The organism is Bradyrhizobium sp. USDA 376 (genome assembly GCF_054063675.1).
The window spans coordinates 1,853,382-1,867,865 of sequence record NZ_JBSSGN010000001.1; the positions used below are offsets into that span (position 1 = coordinate 1,853,382).

The window sequence follows — 14,484 nt, forward strand, 5'->3', positions numbered from 1 at the left end:
CCTATCGCTTTTTTTGTTTGATCGCGGAGCGCAGCCTACGCTGCCAGAACCAATTCGCCAACCTCGCTCATGCCTGCTGAGCGATCGCCGAGCAGCAGCGCGGCGATCTTCGCTTGCGTGGCATTTTCCGTCAGCCGGAACGGATCGTTCGGCGATACGCGATGATCGATCACCAGCCGCGACAGCAGCAGCCGGCGTGCATCACCGCGCATCTCGTGGATGCGATGCGCCTCCCATGCGAGCGCGACCGCGCTGGCGACATGATAGAGCAGGCTCGTCGCGCGCCGCGCATCGGCCTCGTTCTCGGATTTCCCCGCAACCTCGCGCGCAAACCCCACGGCACGATCGACAAGCCCGCGCAGATTGTCGCGCCAGGCCTGCGGCACGGAGGCGCTGTCGTCGAGCCGCGCATGCAGATCGGCAGCGAGCGCGGATTCGGCGCCGTGGCGGCCGACCGCGCGCCGCAGCGCATCGATCGCGACGATGTTGCCGGTGCCTTCCCAGACCGAGCCGAGATGCGCATCGCGCAGCAGGCGTGGGGTCGCGAATTCCTCGATGTAGCCGATGCCGCCGCGCATCTCGAGCGCATCGCCGCAGACTTTTCGCGCATCGCGCGTGGCGCGGAATTTCAGCGTCGGGGTCAGGATGCGCAGCAGCGCCGCCGCATCCTGGCTGCCGGCTTCGGCACGGTCGAGCGCGTCGGCGGTGAGAAAGCTCATCGACAACGCCTGCTCGACCGGCAGCATGATCTTCAGCATCTGCCGCCGCCCGAGCGGCAGATCGATGATTCGCTGACCGAACACGACGCGGTTGGTCGCCACCGTCATCGCGTCATGATAGGCGCGGCGCATCAGCGCGGTGGATTTGACGCCGTTGGAGAGCCGCGACGAGTTCACCATCTCGGCCATCTGCACGAAACCGCGGTCGAGCTTGCCGACCGCATACGCGATCGCGCCTTCGAGCTTGATCTCCCCTGACGCCATCGAGCGCGTGCCGAGCTTGTCCTTCAGGCGCACGATCCGGTAGTGGTTCTGCGAGCCGTCGTCGAGAAAGCGCGGCATCAGGAACAGGCCGACGCCGCGCGTGCCGGGGCCGGCGCCTTCGGGGCGCGCCAGCAGCATCACGACCTTGGCATCGGCATTCGAGCAGAACCATTTCTCGCCATAGAGACGCCAATGGTCGCCCTCCTGCACCGCGCGCGTGGTCAGCGTGCCGACATCGGAGCCGCCCTCCTTCTCGGTCATGAACTGGCCGCCCTGTGTCAGCTTGCTCATGTCGGTCGAGGTCAGGCCGTCCAAATATTTCGCCTTCAGCGCCTCGCTGCCGAAATTCGCCAGCAGCTTGGCGCAGCCGTCGGTGACGTTGATCGGGCAGCCCATGCCGAATTCGGTCTGGTTGAACAGGAAGGTGAAAGCGTGCTTGGCCACGACCGGATATTTGTCCGGCCAGCCCATGATGCCCTTGCGGATCGAGAGCGCGTGAATGCCGAACTGGCCGAACGCGGCGTTCTCCAGCTCGCGATAGGCCGGGTGGTATTCGATCGACTGCACATCGCGGCCGAACTTGTCGCGCTGGTGCAGCACCGGCGTGTGCCGGTCGGCAAGCCGCGCGCATTCGTCGAGCACGCCGCCGGCGAGCTCGCCAAGGCGATCGAGATGCGGCTCGATGTGGCGGAACAGATTATCCGGCAGATGGATGCGAAGCAGGTCCGTCAGCGCCGGATCGGCGCGATAGAAATTTATGCCTGTGGTGTCGGGCGCCAGCAGGCCAGATTGCTCGGCCGCGACATGTTTCGGCTGCGCTGGGCCCGGCTTGTGCATGATCGTCCTCTTCGTTTCCGCCTTACGGACATTTTGCGCTGTTTTGGCGCTTGCCGCTTTGGATGATGTCGATCATGCTCCTGTCGCGGACAGCGATAAAGCTGCAAATTGTCAGGGAGGCATGATCGCCGTGAAGGAGCAATTCGCTCTGCGGAATTGTGATCGGCTGGCTGGTTGTCCGCGCGGACCATGCATAGATCAACGGCTTCCCCGTCCTGAGAGATCACGCCATGGAACACCCGAAATACAAGATCGCGCTCATCGTCGGTGCCGGCGAAGGCCTGAGCGCCTCGCTGGCCCGGCTGTTGTCCGCGCAAGGGATCCGCGTCGCACTTGCCGCGCGAAAAATCGAAAAGCTCGGCGCGCTCTGCAGCGAGACCGGCGCGAAGGCCTATGCCTGCAACGCCACCGAGCCTGAGGAGGTCGAGCGGCTGTTCGGCCTGGTCGAGCGCGAGATCGGCACGCCCGACCTCGTCGTCTACAATGCCAGCGGCCGGACGCGCGGGCCGTTCGTGGATCTGATCCCGGCCGACGTTGCGCAGGCGATCGCGGTCAGCGCCTATGGCGGCTTCCTGGTGGCGCAGCAGGCGGCCAAGCGCATGCTGCCGAACCAGCACGGCGCGATCCTGTTCACCGGCGCTTCGGCCAGCGTCAAGGGCTATGCGCAGTCGGCGTCGTTCGCGATGGGCAAGTTCGCATTGCGCGGGCTGGCGCAGAGCCTGGCGCGGGAACTCTCGCCGCAGGGTATCCATGTCGCGCATTTCGTCATCGACGGCGGCATCCGCAGCGCCGCGCGCACGGAAGCAGCCGACAAGCCGGACTCGATGCTCGATCCCGATGCCATCGCGGCGAGCTACTGGAACGTGTTGCAGCAGCCGCGCAGCGCCTGGAGCTGGGAGCTGGAGCTGCGGCCCTGGGTGGAGAAGTTTTGAAGTCGAGCTGCCGTAGGGTGGGCAAAGGCGCATAGCGCCGTGCCCACCATCTCGGGCACGATAAGCAATGGTGGGCACGCTTCGCTTTGCCCACCCTACGAGAGCAGGGAGGAACAATGAGCAGCGACACCACCATCGACACCGGCACCAATGAACTCCTCTGCGTCATCCGCGACCGCGTCGCCGTCATCACGCTGAACCGGCCGGAGGCGCGCAATTCGCTGTCGGATGCGCTGACGCCGGCGCTGCGCACCATGATCCGGACCTGCGCCGAAGATCCGAACGTGGGCGCGCTGCTGCTCACCGGCGCGGGCGAAGCGTTCTGCGCCGGCGGCAACGTCAAGGGCATGGGCGCGCATCGCGATCCCAAAAAGCTGGAGATGTCGCTGGACGATCGCATCGCCGATCTGCAGGAGCGGCAGCGGCTGCTCACCGGCGCGCTGGTGTCGGTGCGCAAGCCGACCATCGCCGCACTGCCCGGCCCCGCGGTCGGCGCCGGGCTTGCCATCGCCATGGCCTGCGACATCCGCATCGCCGCGCAATCGGCCTTCGTCGCCACCGGCTATGCCCGCATCGCGCTCAGCGGCGACTACGGCATCGCCTGGCTGCTGACCCGCCTCGTCGGCACCGCGCGGGCGCGCGAATTGATGTTCACCGGCGATCGCGTCGACGCCGCGCGCGCCGAGGCGATCGGCCTCATCAACCGCGTCGTGCCCGACGACAAATTGCAGACTGAGGCGTTCGCGCTGGCAAGATCGCTCGCCGAAGGCCCACGCCTCGCCCTGCGCTACATGAAGGACAATCTCGACGAGGCCGTGCTGTTCGACTTCGAAACCGCCCGGGATCACGAAGCCGAACGGCTGATCCGCCTGACCACGACCGCCGACCACAAGGAAGCGGTTCAGGCGTTCATCGAGAAGCGCAAGGCGGTGTTCACGGGGAAGTAGGCATCCCGCGGGTGCTACGCACTCGGTGTCGTCCTGGCGAAGGCCAGGACCCATACCGCGTGATCTCTCGGTGGATCTCGATCGCAGTACCGAACGCCCTGTCTTCGCCAAACTACTCCCTGGGGTAATGGGTCCCGGCTTTCGCCCATGGGCGCTAAAATAGGATTTGCGCATTGGATTGGCTTGTGATTCCAAATTGGGATGGCACACGAATCGCTTGTGAACGAGGACTGGGCGCGTGTTGTCGCCCGGCTTGGCGGCGCCGAAGCGCTCAACGTTAGCGCGCGCGAGACGAAGGCGTTTGTCCGCCCGCGGGAAATCAGCAATGCGGTGGATTTGCTGCGCTTGATCCTGGCGTATTGCCTTGGCGAGCGAGGTCTGCGGTTGACGGCGGCATGGGCCACGTCGGTGGGCCTTGTCGATATCTCCAACGTGGCTCTGTTGTATCGGTTGCGTCAGTGCGGAGATTGGCTGGCGAAGTTGATAGGCCAAGCACTGGCGAGCGGTGCGCCGAAGGCGAGCCACGGCCGCCTGATCCGCATTGTTGACGCCACGACGGTCCCGAAGGCTGGGACGAGCGGCAGGAACAAGAACGCGGTGTGGCGCATACACAGCGCGTTCGATCTTCCGCAGGAGCGCTTTGGTCACTTCGAGCTGACCGATCAGCGAGCGGGCGAGACGCTGGACCGGATACCGGTGATTGCCGGCGAAATCCGTCTTGGCGACCGCGCTTATCTGCAACCGGAGCGCATGGCACGTCTCGTCGATGCCGGCGCGGACTTCGTGATCCGGTCCGGCTGGAAGAGCGCGCGTTGGGTTGATGCCAAAGGTGGTCTGGTCGATCTGACGGCCGAACTGCGCAAGGCTTCGGCATGTGGCCTGATCGATCGACCGATCTGGATAAAACGCAAGTCTGGCGCACCGCTGCTCGCTCTGCGTCTGGTTGCCGTCAAGAAGCCGGCGCAAGCGGCCGCGGTCGCACGACGCAAGGCGCGCCGAACGGCCCAAAAGGGAGGCCACCAGCTCTCCAGGCAAACACTTGACGCTGCAGATTGGGTGATCCTGGTGACCTCGCTCGCACCGGAGGACTTCTCAACGAGCGATGTCCTTGCCCTCTATCGGCTGCGATGGCGCATTGAACTCGGCTTCAAGCGGCTCAAGAGTTTGATTGGCCTGAAGGGCCCTCCCGGAACTGACGAGCGGTCCGCCAGGCCCCACATCCTCGCTCATCTGCTGATCATTCTCCTGCTCGAGCCACTCGTCGACGAACTCGAGGACTCTCCCCGCTTGGCCGAGGCCGCCTGACCCGTCCAGGGACCTGGCGTCTGCTCCGCCAACTCGTCGCCTCGCTCCGACAAGCAATCATGCCCCAACCCGCGATTGCTTGCCTGCGCAGACTTCGCTCCACGCTCGGACGGCATCTACACGAACCACCAAGACGAAAACGTCGCTATCAAGCAATGCAACTATTTTAGCGCCCATGGGCTTTCGCCAGGACGACGTTGGGGAGACAGGGTGCCTACATAGCTGGCGCCCGCGCAAAATCCACGAATGCGCGCAGCGCGGCCGGCAATTGGCGGCGGCTGGGGTAGTACAGGAAGAAGCCGGGATAGGCAGGGCACCAGTCGGCGAGCACGCGCATCAATTTGCGCTTTGCCAGCAGCGCTTCGACCTGCTGCTCGAAGACGTAAGCGAGGCCGACGCCGTCGAGCGCGGCATCGACCATCAAATCCTGGTCGTTCATGGTCAGTGGCCCCGTGACATCGATCGCGAGCTCGATACCGCCGCGCTCGAATTCCCAGTGATAGAGCGCGCCGGAGGTGAAGCGGTAGCGGATGCAGGGCAGGCCCTTCAGGTCGTGCGGCGTGTTCGGCGCCTTGTGGGATTTGAAGAAGGCGGGCGAGCCGATCACGGCAAACCGGTGGCGCGGGCCGATCGGCACGGCGATCATGTCGGCGGCAATGGTCTCGCCGAAGCGGACGCCGGCGTCGAAGCCGGCCGCGACCATGTCGATCAGGGAATCGTTGATGACGATCTCGACGCTGACATCGGGAAATTCCTTCAGGAACTGCGTCACGATCGGCAGTAATACCAATTGCGCCGACTGGCGCGCGGCGGTGAAGCGCAGCGTGCCGGCGGGCTTGCCGCGAAAATTGTTGAGGTCCTCGAGCGCGTCGTCGATGTCGCGGAAGGCGGGCGTGATGCGGGCGAACAGAAGCTCGCCGGCCTCGGTGAGCGCGACGCTGCGGGTGGTGCGGTTGACGAGCCGCAGGCCGAGCCGCTCCTCGATATTGCGCAGGCCATGGGACAACGCCGAGGGCGTGACGCCAAGCTCGGTCGCCGCGGCGCGAAAGCTGCGGTGGCGGGCGATGGCGAGGAAGGTCGCGAGGTCGGACGGGTCGATCCGCATTGATGAATTTTTCTCAAGAGCTCGCGAAATATATAGCGGATTATCTCAGCTATGGCGAGCCGCTACACCTTGCCTATCGGCTTCGGCACATCGCCGGGCCCAAATGGAAAGGGCAACATCATGCGTGTCTGGTTCATCACGGGAGCATCCCGCGGATTTGGTGCTTTGATCGCGGAAGCCGCCTTGAAGGCCGGCGATGCCGTGGTCGCGACCGCCCGCGATCCGTCGACCGTCACCGCGCGGCTGGGCACGCATGAGCGACTGCTGGCCACCCGGCTCGACGTCACCAGCGAAGCAGAAGCACACGAAGCTGCCGGCCAGGCCGTGAAGAAGTTCGGGCGCATCGACATCCTCGTCAACAATGCCGGCTACGGCCTTCTGGGCGCAATCGAGGAAGCCAGCGATGCGGAAACGCAAAAGCTGTTCGGCACGAATGTGTTCGGCCTCCTCAGCGTCACCCGCGCGGTGCTGCCGCATATGCGGCGCCAGCGTTCCGGCCACGTCATCAACATCTCGTCGGTCGGCGGCTACGCCGGCTATCCCGGCTGGGGCGTCTATGGTGCGACCAAATTCGCGGTTGAAGGACTGAGCGAAGCGCTGGCCGGCGAAGTCGCACCGCTCGGCATCAAGGTCACCGTGGTCGAACCCGGTTTCTTCCGCACCGACTTCCTCGACGAGAGCTCGCTGTCGCGCACCGCGCAGGTGATCGACGATTACCACGAGAGCGTCGGCAGGACCCGTGCGCATGCGGCCGACGTCAATGGCGGCCAGCGCGGCGATCCGCGCAAGCTGGCGCAGGCCTTCCTGAAGCTCGCTGATGCCAAGACCCCGCCGCTGCGCCTGCCGCTCGGCAGCGACACCGTAGAGCGGATCGAAGCGAAGAACACCTTCGTGGCGCGCGAGCTGGCGGGGTGGCGCTCGGTCGCGACCTCGACCGACTTCACCGACGACGATGCAAAATAGAGGCAAAAAAATGCCCGGCTCTGAATGACCAGGGCCGGGCTTGCAGTAGTGTCAGGCCGAGGCTGAGGGGCTGTCGGCCTGACGGGAAAGGGCGGCGAGGCGCCAGCTCGCGCAGGGGATCTCTTTCGGCGCGACGCTGATCTCCTTGTCGAAGCGCACCAGCTTCCAGTCGTCGGGATGGTTGACGAAAGCGAAGCCGGAATTGCGCGCGAGCGAGATCATGGCGTCGTTGGAGCGCAGCGTGTCGCCGAACATGTGGTCGGCTCGAAGCGCGGCCGCGCGGCATTCGAGGTTCTTCATGAGCGCGGTGGCGATGCCGTGGCCGTGCCAGCGGTCATCGACCGACAGGCCGAATTCGAGCGTCGCGGTTTCCGCATGCAACGCGTAGCGCGCCTCGGCGACGATGGTTTCGAAGCCGTCGACCATCATCGTCGCGACGATGGTGAAACGCTCGCGCTCACCGACCTCGAGGAAATCGTGCAGCAGGCCCTTCGGCAATTCGCTGATCGCACCGAAGAAGCGATTGTAGCGGGAGCGGGTCGAAAGCGAGCGGAAATAGTGCTGGAGCTCCTCGGTGTCGCGCGGCTCGACGAAGCGGACGTTGAGCGCCGTGCCGTCGCGGGTGCGCAGCGTATCCGAATATTGCTTCAGGTCTTCGAGGCGAAGGATGCTCATGACACGAGCCTTTAAGAAATTAGCCCTCGAGAAAAAGGGACCGCCGGCGCCCCCACAGTCAGGCGGCGCCGGCCTGGCGGCCAATCAGGCCCGCCAGAAGGGTTTGTCGGCCTCATAGGCGATGTCGGACCAGGACAGCCCGACGTCATGGAGATCGCGGGCGGTCCAGTGCGTCAGCTCGCGCCGGGTCCGGTAGCGCTCATGCCAGACGTGAAGCGTCTCGCCGATCTGGTAGAGCAGGCCGTGCGCATGATGATTTGTCATCGAATTGTCGGTCAAGGTAGACATTTTCAGCTCCTGGAGCTAAGTCAGACGCTAATATCTGCTTCCGCGTGCGCTGCGACAAACGACAATTTGTACCCTTTCGCATGAAATAACGTCATGCATCCTGCTGCCAGATGACTGCCAGATTGCCCTCCCTGAACGGATTGCGGGCGTTCGAGGCCGCCGCGCGCCATCTCAGCTTCACGCTGGCGGCCAGCGAGCTGAATGTGACCCAGACCGCGATCAGCCATCAGATCCGCAGGCTCGAGGAGGAGCTCGGCATCCGCCTGTTCATCCGGCAGAACCGCGCGCTGGCGCTGACGCCGGAGGCGCGTGACTACCTGCCGGGCGTGCGCGCCGCCTTCAACGACCTGCGCCTTGCCACCGATCGCCTCTTGCGCAAGGACGATGACAAGGTGCTGACGGTGTCGACGATCGCCTCGCTTGCCGCAAAGTGGTTGCTGCCGCGCCTGACCGATTTCCAGGAGAGCCATCCCGGCATCGACGTCCGCATCACCACCTCGACCAGCTTGGTCGACTTCCAGCGCGACAATGTCGATGTCGCGATCCGCTACGGCCGCGGCCAATGGCCGGGCCTGCGCGCCGACTGGCTGATGGCCGACGAGTTGTTTCCAGTGTGCAGCCCCTCGCTGCTGCGCGGTGACAAGCCGCTGCGTCGTCCGGAGGATCTGAAGGACCACGTGCTGCTGCACACCAACGTCAGTGACGACTGGCGGCTCTGGCTGACCGCGGCAGGCCTTTCGGCCGGCATCTCCCAGCAGCCCGGCATCACCTTCGACATGACCCTCATGACGGTGCAGGCGGCGATCGACGGCATGGGTGTGGCGATGGGACGGACCTCCTACGTCCAGGACGACATCGCCAAGGGACGGCTGGTGGTCCCCTTCAAGATCGCGCTGCCGGCGGATGCAGGGTTTTACCTGGTCTCTCCCGACAGCCGCCGAGAGGCGCCGAAGCTTGCCGCGTTTCGCCAATGGATCCTCGCTGCAACGCAAAATAAAGCCTGAAAAATCATCAGCTTCCTCGGGAAAACCGGTTGACTCCCCCCGCCTCGCGGAGGAAGGGGTATGACAGATTGTCGCAGCTTCAATCTGTCGCCTTGCCGTGAAATGAGTTCCGGTCCGGCCACGTCTTTCCAAGGGGAGCAACGTCATGGCTGGACCAGCCACCTCAACCAATCCGCCCGTGATCAAGTCCCGCATCGGCGCGATCCTGCGCGCCACGAGCGGCAATTTCCTCGAGCAGTTCGATTTCTTCCTGTTCGGCTTCTACGCCGCCGCGATCGGCAAGGCGTTCTTCCCCTCGACCAACGAGACCGCCTCACTGCTCAACACCTTCGGCGTGTTCTGGCTCGGCGCCTTGATGCGGCCCGTCGGCGCCATCGTGCTGGGTGCCTATATCGACCGCATCGGCCGCCGCCAGGGCCTGATCGTCACGCTCGGCATCATGGCGTTCGGCACAGTCGTCATCGCGTTCTGCCCGAGCTATGCGACCATCGGCATCGCAGCGCCGGTCATCGTGCTGATCGGCCGCCTGCTGCAGGGCTTCTCCGCCGGCGTCGAGCTCGGCGGCGTGTCGGTGTATCTCGCGGAAATCGCAACGCCCGGCAACCGCGGCTTCTACACCTCGTTCCAGTCGTCGAGCCAGCAGGTCGCCATCTTCGTGGCGTCGATCCTCGGCTATCTCCTGTCCGAGGTGATGCCGGCAGATACCGTCGCGTCCTGGGGCTGGCGTATTCCGTTCTTCGTCGGCTGCCTGATCATTCCCTTGATCTTTGTCCTGCGCCGGACGCTTGAGGAAACGCCGGCATTCCTCGCCATGAAGAAGCACCCGACCGCCAGCGAGGTATTCGCCTCCGCGCTCGCCAACTGGCGCATCGTGCTGCTCGGTATGATGATCGCGATCCTGACCACGACGACGTTCTACTTCGTCACCGTCTACACGCCGACCTTCGGCAAGACGGTGCTGAAGCTATCGACGCATGACGCGCTGCTCGTGACACTGCTCGTGGCGGTCACCAATTTCATCTGGAATCCGGTTGGCGGCGCGCTGTCCGACCGCATCGGCCGCAAGCCGGTGCTGATCGGGATTGCGGGCCTTGCGCTTGTCACCGCCTATCCGGCGCTGTCATGGCTGGTGGCCGCGCCGACCTTCGGCAAGCTGCTCGCCGTCGAGATGATGTTCTCGTTCTATTTCGGCATGTACAGCGGCACCATGCTCGGCGCCCTCGTCGAGATCGTGCCGGCGCATGTGCGCACCACCTGCTTCTCGCTCGCCTTCGCGCTCGCTGCCGCGCTGTTCGGGACCTTCACGCCGTTCGCCTCGACCTGGCTGATCGACTACACCGGCAACAAGGCCGCGCCCGGCGCCTGGCTGATGTTCGCCGCACTGCTCGGCATCATCGCGGCCTCGATCGTCTATCGCGACGGCGGCAAGGCGGTGCCAACGTATGACACGGCGGCGGAGCCGGTTGCGGGGCGTTGAGGGGTCTTCACCTCTCCCCGCTTGCGGGGAGAGGTCGGATCGCTCTTGCGATCCGGGTGAGGGGGTACAGGTCTCACGACGACCGCTCGTGTTGAGAGAGGCCCCTCACCCCAACCCTCTCCCCGTAAGAACGGGGCGAGGGAGCGCACCTTCGGCGCGGCGAGAGCCTACAGCTCCACCACCACGTAATCGCTCTCGACCTTCACCGTGACAGTCTCCGCAACATACGGCCCCTTCACCACGCTCGCGCCCGGCTCGACATGGGCCGGATAGGCCTTCACGCGGAAGCGGCGGGGGGCGCAGTAGGACTGTCCGGTGCGGATGTCGAATTCCCAGCCGTGCCAGGGGCAGCGGATGATCTCGCCGAGCTTGGTGTATTCGATCTCGCCGGGATTGCTCGACTGCGCGAGGCCGATCAGCGGGCCCTCGCACAATGCCGCGCCCTGATGCGGGCAGCGGTTCATCAGGCCGAAATATTCGCCCTTGATGTTGAAGACCGCGATCGGCCGGCCGTCGATCTCCAGGAATTTTCGCGTGCCCGGCGGAAGCTCGTCGACGGGCGCAATGACGTGACGCGCCATCAATTTATTCCGTAGAGATTCTTCGCATTGCCGAGATAGAACGCCTCGCGGTCGGCCTCGCTGACACCCGCCGGCAGCACGCGCGAGGGCTCATCATAGTCCCAATGCGGATAGTCGGTCGCGAACAGCAACTTGTCCCAACCGATCCATTTGATGACGTCGAACAGATCCTCGCGCCGTTCCGGATCCTCCATCGGCTGCGTGGTCCACCACACCTGCTGGCGGATATATTCGGAGGGCGGCCGCTTCACATGCGGGACCTCGCTGCGCAGCCGCTGCCAGGCCTTGTCGAGCCGCCACGCCAGTGACGGCGCCCAGCCGAAGCCGGCCTCGATCATCACCATCTTCAGTTTCGGGAAGCGCTCGAACACGCCCTCCAGCACGAGGCTCGCCAGCGCCGATTGCTGGCACTGCGAATGCCCCACCATCTCCTCGATGTAGTAACTCGGCCAGCCCGACGGCGTGATCGGGTTGCCGCCGAAGCCGAAGGCGTGCACGCCGACGGGAAGACCAGCCTCTTCCGCGGCCTGATAGATCGGCCAGTAACGGCGCTGGCCGATCGGCTCGACGTTACGGCTGAGTAAGAGCACCTGCACAAAGTTCTTGTCGCCGGCGCGCTCGCGGATTTCGGCGGCGGCCGACAGGCCGTCCTCATTGCCGACGACGATGGATGCCTTCAGCCGCTTGTCCTTGCTGGTCCATTTGTCGATCTGCCAGTCGTTGATCGCCGAGCACAGCGCCGCCGAGAGCTCGTGATTGCGGATGCCCTGCCCGGTGTTGAGCGGATTGAGCACGCCAAGCTGCACATTGTTGGGGTCGAGCAATTGCTTCTGCATGAAAGCGAGCGAGGAGCCCTGCGGGCCGCCCTCCGGCGGATAGGCGTCGCGGCGCGAGGCATTGGGCTGCGCCTTCGGATAGGGCGGACCTTCCATCATGCCCTGATAGGCATGGACGCCATAGACCTCGAGATGATGCTGCCAGCGCTTGGCGAGGTAGGGATAGAGCTCGGTGCGGGTGGCGCGTGCCGGGTGGATGTCGCAGTCGGCGATCGCGGTTTTGACGGTCAGTGGGGAAGCGGCTTCTTGGCTATCGCGGAACTGGATATTCATCGCCTTGCCTCCTTTGGCAGCGGGCTCACGTCAGGCGGGGATAGGTTGCATACGGATTGTCGATCATGATCTTGCGCACGAGATCGGGGGACAGACCTTCGGGCAGCGCGTCCTGGGCGTCGAACTGCCAGTGCGGATAGTCCGTGGAGAATAAGACCAATTCGTCCAACTGCATATGCTCAAACAGGCGAATTAATGTCTCGGGTTCCGGCGGCGCATCAAATGGCTGTAACGAGAAACGGATGTTGCTGCGCACAAGTTCCAGCGGCGCGCGATCGACCCACGGTGTCTCCATCCTCACCCCGCGCCAGAACTTGTGCAGCCGCCAGAGATACGGCGCGATCCAGGAGACACCGGACTCCAGCATCACCATTTTCAGCCGCGGATATTTGGCGAACACACCCTCGACGATCAGGCTGGTGAGCTGAGTCTGGAACGCCTGGGCCTGACCGACGTAGTCCTCGATGTGATAGGAGCCCCATCCCACCGCAGTCGGCGGATTGTGATAGGAGGAACCGGCGTGGATGCCGATCGGAAGGTCGAGCCGTTCGGCGGCTTCATAGATCGGCCACAGCGCGCGCTTGCCAAGCGGCGTGTCGCCCATCACCAGCATCAAGACCTGCACGAAGCGACGATCTGGCGCGCAGCGCTCGATCTCGGCGACGGCCTTCTCGACGCTTTGCGTGGGAATCACGATCGAGCCGCGCAGCCGTGAATCGCGATCGAGCCATTCCTTCACGAGCCAGTCGTTCAGCGCGCGGCAGAAGGCGGCCTGCATGTCCTCGGAGAACACCATTTGCACGCCGTAGAGCGGATTGCAGATCACATGCTTGAGCTGGAAGGGATCGAGCACATGGCGCTGCATCGCCTCCAGGCTCTCGCCCGGCTTGCCGCTTTCGGGCCGCCAATCGGGTCGCGCCGTGATCGGCGAGTTCTGCGGATAGGATTGCGAGACGAGATCGACCATGCCGCGCGTCGTCACCTGATCGCGCCAATAATCGTTCAGGTACGGCAGCAGGCTGGTCAGATGCGGCACGGCCGGATGCACATCGCAATCGATGCCGCCGGCAATCAGGGACGCCATGACGTCTCCCTTCTCACGTTTCCTCGTCTTGTCTTGGCAGCGCTTCGCGGCTGCCTTGCACCCACCATTGAAGCAGGCCTGCCCGTCGCCCGCAACTCGGCCAAGCCTGCTGTCATATGCTAGGAAGGCTGAGCTCGGTTGCGAAGGAATAAGGGGTCTTAAGGGATGAAAGAGCTCATCGGCATTGCGGAACAGGTCGCGGCAAAACTGATCGCGCGCAAACAGACCATTGCGGTGGCGGAATCGTCCGGCGGCGGACTGATCTCGGCCAGCCTGCTCGCTGTGCCCGGCGCGTCCGCCTATTTCCTCGGCGGCGCCGTGGTCTACACCCGCGATGCCAGGCGCGTGCTGATGGATATTTCGGACGAAGGAATGAAGGGCTTTCGCTCCTCATCGGAGCCTTACGCAAAGCTGCTCGCCGATCAGATGCGCAACCGCTTCAACAGCGACTGGGGCCTGTCCGAGACCGGCGCCGCCGGCCCCACCGGCAACCGCTACGGCGACGCCGCCGGCCATAGCTGCATGGCGGTCGCGGGACCTGCGTCGGAGGTGATGACGCTGGAGACTGATAGCAATGACCGGTTCGCGAACATGCAGGTGTTTGCGGCGACGGCGTTGAAGTTGCTGTTGAGGAAGCTGGAGGGGTAATCCGTCATCCTGAGGTGCGAGACACGCGGCGCAACGCGCCACGTGACGAGCCTCGAAGGATGAACGGCCGAGATGCAGCCGGGCCGTCGCCCTTCGAGGCTCCCCTTGCTTCGCAAGGGGAGCACCTCAGGATGACGGTGAGAAATTTCTGCTCGCAGCGACGATCGACGTCATCGCCCCAAATGTCTCATGAAGATCCGCACCACATGGCCCTGCACCCGCGGCGCCTCGTCGTAGAGGTCCGACGCGATGCGTTCGATGGTTTCGCGCAAGGACAGGAATTGCGCCTGCCGCGCGCTGCTCTCGGTGCCCTGCATGCCCGCGAGTTCGTCCATCGCGGCGTCGGAGATCTGACAATCCACGACATCACCATCGTTCAGCATGGTGAAGCGAAAGGCCAGACGTTCGAGGTCGTGGCCGATAATCCTGTCGCGCGTCAGCGGCATCCAATTGTCCCGTTCGCGCCCCCGAACGGGACAATGCTGAAAATCTGACGCGTTGTCACCACCCGCGCCAGGGGACATGGCGGTCATACGACGCTCTTCA

15 protein-coding genes are annotated in these 14,484 nt (G+C 64.4%); 7 read left to right on the plus strand and 8 right to left on the minus strand.

Annotated elements, in window-relative coordinates:
• Nucleotides 1–35 precede the first annotated feature (35 nt).
• On the minus strand, nucleotides 36–1,820 hold the full coding sequence (locus tag ACVJ19_RS08605; protein ID WP_453949348.1) for an acyl-CoA dehydrogenase family protein: 1,785 nt from the start codon (nucleotides 1,818–1,820) through the stop codon (nucleotides 36–38).
• A gap of 230 nt (nucleotides 1,821–2,050) precedes the next feature.
• Between ACVJ19_RS08605 and ACVJ19_RS08610 the strand changes: the two genes are divergently transcribed.
• From ACVJ19_RS08610 to ACVJ19_RS08620, 3 genes are all read left to right on the plus strand, one after another.
• Nucleotides 2,051–2,752, plus strand: coding sequence for an SDR family NAD(P)-dependent oxidoreductase (locus ACVJ19_RS08610; protein ID WP_453949347.1), 702 nt, complete (start codon nucleotides 2,051–2,053; stop codon nucleotides 2,750–2,752).
• A gap of 116 nt (nucleotides 2,753–2,868) precedes the next feature.
• On the plus strand, nucleotides 2,869–3,699 hold the full coding sequence (locus tag ACVJ19_RS08615; RefSeq protein ID WP_453949346.1) for an enoyl-CoA hydratase: 831 nt from the start codon (nucleotides 2,869–2,871) through the stop codon (nucleotides 3,697–3,699).
• 201 nt (nucleotides 3,700–3,900) lie between these two features.
• Nucleotides 3,901–5,004 carry an IS4 family transposase gene (locus ACVJ19_RS08620; protein WP_453947895.1) on the plus strand — a complete coding sequence of 368 codons (1,104 nt, stop codon included), beginning with the start codon at nucleotides 3,901–3,903 and terminating at the stop codon, nucleotides 5,002–5,004.
• 214 nt (nucleotides 5,005–5,218) lie between these two features.
• Here the strand turns inward: ACVJ19_RS08620 and ACVJ19_RS08625 are convergent, their stop codons facing one another.
• Nucleotides 5,219–6,109: a LysR family transcriptional regulator gene (locus ACVJ19_RS08625; RefSeq protein ID WP_453949345.1), complete on the minus strand. Its 891-nt coding sequence runs from the start codon at nucleotides 6,107–6,109 to the stop codon at nucleotides 5,219–5,221.
• Between the two features lie 120 nt (nucleotides 6,110–6,229).
• Here ACVJ19_RS08625 and ACVJ19_RS08630 point away from each other — a divergent pair, with 120 nt between their 5' ends.
• Nucleotides 6,230–7,072: an oxidoreductase gene (locus ACVJ19_RS08630; protein ID WP_453949344.1), complete on the plus strand. Its 843-nt coding sequence runs from the start codon at nucleotides 6,230–6,232 to the stop codon at nucleotides 7,070–7,072.
• 51 nt (nucleotides 7,073–7,123) lie between these two features.
• Here ACVJ19_RS08630 and ACVJ19_RS08635 read toward each other — a convergent pair whose 3' ends face one another.
• Nucleotides 7,124–7,747 carry an N-acetyltransferase family protein gene (locus ACVJ19_RS08635; RefSeq protein ID WP_453949343.1) on the minus strand — a complete coding sequence of 208 codons (624 nt, stop codon included), beginning with the start codon at nucleotides 7,745–7,747 and terminating at the stop codon, nucleotides 7,124–7,126.
• A gap of 84 nt (nucleotides 7,748–7,831) precedes the next feature.
• The gene (locus tag ACVJ19_RS08640; RefSeq protein ID WP_018643363.1) at nucleotides 7,832–8,035 is read right to left on the minus strand and encodes a DUF1127 domain-containing protein; all 204 of its coding nucleotides are present in this window, start codon (nucleotides 8,033–8,035) and stop codon (nucleotides 7,832–7,834) included.
• A 110-nt stretch (nucleotides 8,036–8,145) separates the two neighbouring features.
• Here ACVJ19_RS08640 and ACVJ19_RS08645 point away from each other — a divergent pair, with 110 nt between their 5' ends.
• Nucleotides 8,146–9,039, plus strand: a complete 894-nt coding sequence (locus ACVJ19_RS08645) for a transcriptional regulator GcvA (RefSeq protein WP_453949342.1) — start codon at nucleotides 8,146–8,148, stop codon at nucleotides 9,037–9,039.
• A 145-nt stretch (nucleotides 9,040–9,184) separates the two neighbouring features.
• Nucleotides 9,185–10,516 (plus strand): tricarballylate/proton symporter TcuC, encoded by a 1,332-nt coding sequence (gene tcuC / locus ACVJ19_RS08650; RefSeq protein ID WP_453949341.1) that lies wholly within the window; start codon nucleotides 9,185–9,187, stop codon nucleotides 10,514–10,516.
• 167 nt (nucleotides 10,517–10,683) lie between these two features.
• On the opposite strand, the gene ACVJ19_RS08655 is transcribed toward tcuC, so the two are convergent.
• The 3 genes from ACVJ19_RS08655 to ACVJ19_RS08665 are packed head-to-tail and all read right to left on the minus strand — an operon-like array spanning nucleotide 10,684 to nucleotide 13,290.
• The gene (locus ACVJ19_RS08655; protein WP_453949340.1) at nucleotides 10,684–11,097 is read right to left on the minus strand and encodes a Rieske (2Fe-2S) protein; all 414 of its coding nucleotides are present in this window, start codon (nucleotides 11,095–11,097) and stop codon (nucleotides 10,684–10,686) included.
• Nucleotides 11,097–12,206 (minus strand): amidohydrolase family protein, encoded by a 1,110-nt coding sequence (locus tag ACVJ19_RS08660; protein WP_453949339.1) that lies wholly within the window; start codon nucleotides 12,204–12,206, stop codon nucleotides 11,097–11,099. The genes ACVJ19_RS08655 and ACVJ19_RS08660 overlap by 1 nt, the downstream gene beginning before the upstream one ends.
• Nucleotides 12,207–12,231: 25 nt before the next feature.
• The gene (locus ACVJ19_RS08665; RefSeq protein WP_453949338.1) at nucleotides 12,232–13,290 is read right to left on the minus strand and encodes an amidohydrolase family protein; all 1,059 of its coding nucleotides are present in this window, start codon (nucleotides 13,288–13,290) and stop codon (nucleotides 12,232–12,234) included.
• A 165-nt stretch (nucleotides 13,291–13,455) separates the two neighbouring features.
• On the opposite strand from ACVJ19_RS08665, the gene ACVJ19_RS08670 reads away from it, so the two are divergent.
• Entirely contained in the window at nucleotides 13,456–13,938 is a 483-nt protein-coding gene (locus ACVJ19_RS08670) for a CinA family protein (RefSeq protein ID WP_453949337.1), read from the plus strand.
• 170 nt (nucleotides 13,939–14,108) lie between these two features.
• On the opposite strand, the gene ACVJ19_RS08675 is transcribed toward ACVJ19_RS08670, so the two are convergent.
• A complete protein-coding gene (locus ACVJ19_RS08675; protein ID WP_453949336.1) occupies nucleotides 14,109–14,384 on the minus strand; it encodes a DUF1488 family protein in 276 nt (91 codons plus the stop codon).
• Between the last annotated feature and the right edge of the window lie 100 nt (nucleotides 14,385–14,484).

What these genes read in the sequence shown, in the direction of transcription:
- ACVJ19_RS08605 (WP_453949348.1), bottom strand. Translation starts at nt 1,820, where the DNA reads ATGCACAAGCCGGGCCCAGCGCAGCCGAAACATGTCGCGGCCGAGCAA.
- ACVJ19_RS08610 (WP_453949347.1), top strand. Translation starts at nt 2,051, where the DNA reads ATGGAACACCCGAAATACAAGATCGCGCTCATCGTCGGTGCCGGCGAA.
- ACVJ19_RS08615 (WP_453949346.1), top strand. Translation starts at nt 2,869, where the DNA reads ATGAGCAGCGACACCACCATCGACACCGGCACCAATGAACTCCTCTGC.
- ACVJ19_RS08620 (WP_453947895.1), top strand. Translation starts at nt 3,901, where the DNA reads ATGGCACACGAATCGCTTGTGAACGAGGACTGGGCGCGTGTTGTCGCC.
- ACVJ19_RS08625 (WP_453949345.1), bottom strand. Translation starts at nt 6,109, where the DNA reads ATGCGGATCGACCCGTCCGACCTCGCGACCTTCCTCGCCATCGCCCGC.
- ACVJ19_RS08630 (WP_453949344.1), top strand. Translation starts at nt 6,230, where the DNA reads ATGCGTGTCTGGTTCATCACGGGAGCATCCCGCGGATTTGGTGCTTTG.
- ACVJ19_RS08635 (WP_453949343.1), bottom strand. Translation starts at nt 7,747, where the DNA reads ATGAGCATCCTTCGCCTCGAAGACCTGAAGCAATATTCGGATACGCTG.
- ACVJ19_RS08640 (WP_018643363.1), bottom strand. Translation starts at nt 8,035, where the DNA reads ATGTCTACCTTGACCGACAATTCGATGACAAATCATCATGCGCACGGC.
- ACVJ19_RS08645 (WP_453949342.1), top strand. Translation starts at nt 8,146, where the DNA reads ATGACTGCCAGATTGCCCTCCCTGAACGGATTGCGGGCGTTCGAGGCC.
- tcuC (WP_453949341.1), top strand. Translation starts at nt 9,185, where the DNA reads ATGGCTGGACCAGCCACCTCAACCAATCCGCCCGTGATCAAGTCCCGC.
- ACVJ19_RS08655 (WP_453949340.1), bottom strand. Translation starts at nt 11,097, where the DNA reads ATGGCGCGTCACGTCATTGCGCCCGTCGACGAGCTTCCGCCGGGCACG.
- ACVJ19_RS08660 (WP_453949339.1), bottom strand. Translation starts at nt 12,206, where the DNA reads ATGAATATCCAGTTCCGCGATAGCCAAGAAGCCGCTTCCCCACTGACC.
- ACVJ19_RS08665 (WP_453949338.1), bottom strand. Translation starts at nt 13,290, where the DNA reads ATGGCGTCCCTGATTGCCGGCGGCATCGATTGCGATGTGCATCCGGCC.
- ACVJ19_RS08670 (WP_453949337.1), top strand. Translation starts at nt 13,456, where the DNA reads ATGAAAGAGCTCATCGGCATTGCGGAACAGGTCGCGGCAAAACTGATC.
- ACVJ19_RS08675 (WP_453949336.1), bottom strand. Translation starts at nt 14,384, where the DNA reads ATGCCGCTGACGCGCGACAGGATTATCGGCCACGACCTCGAACGTCTG.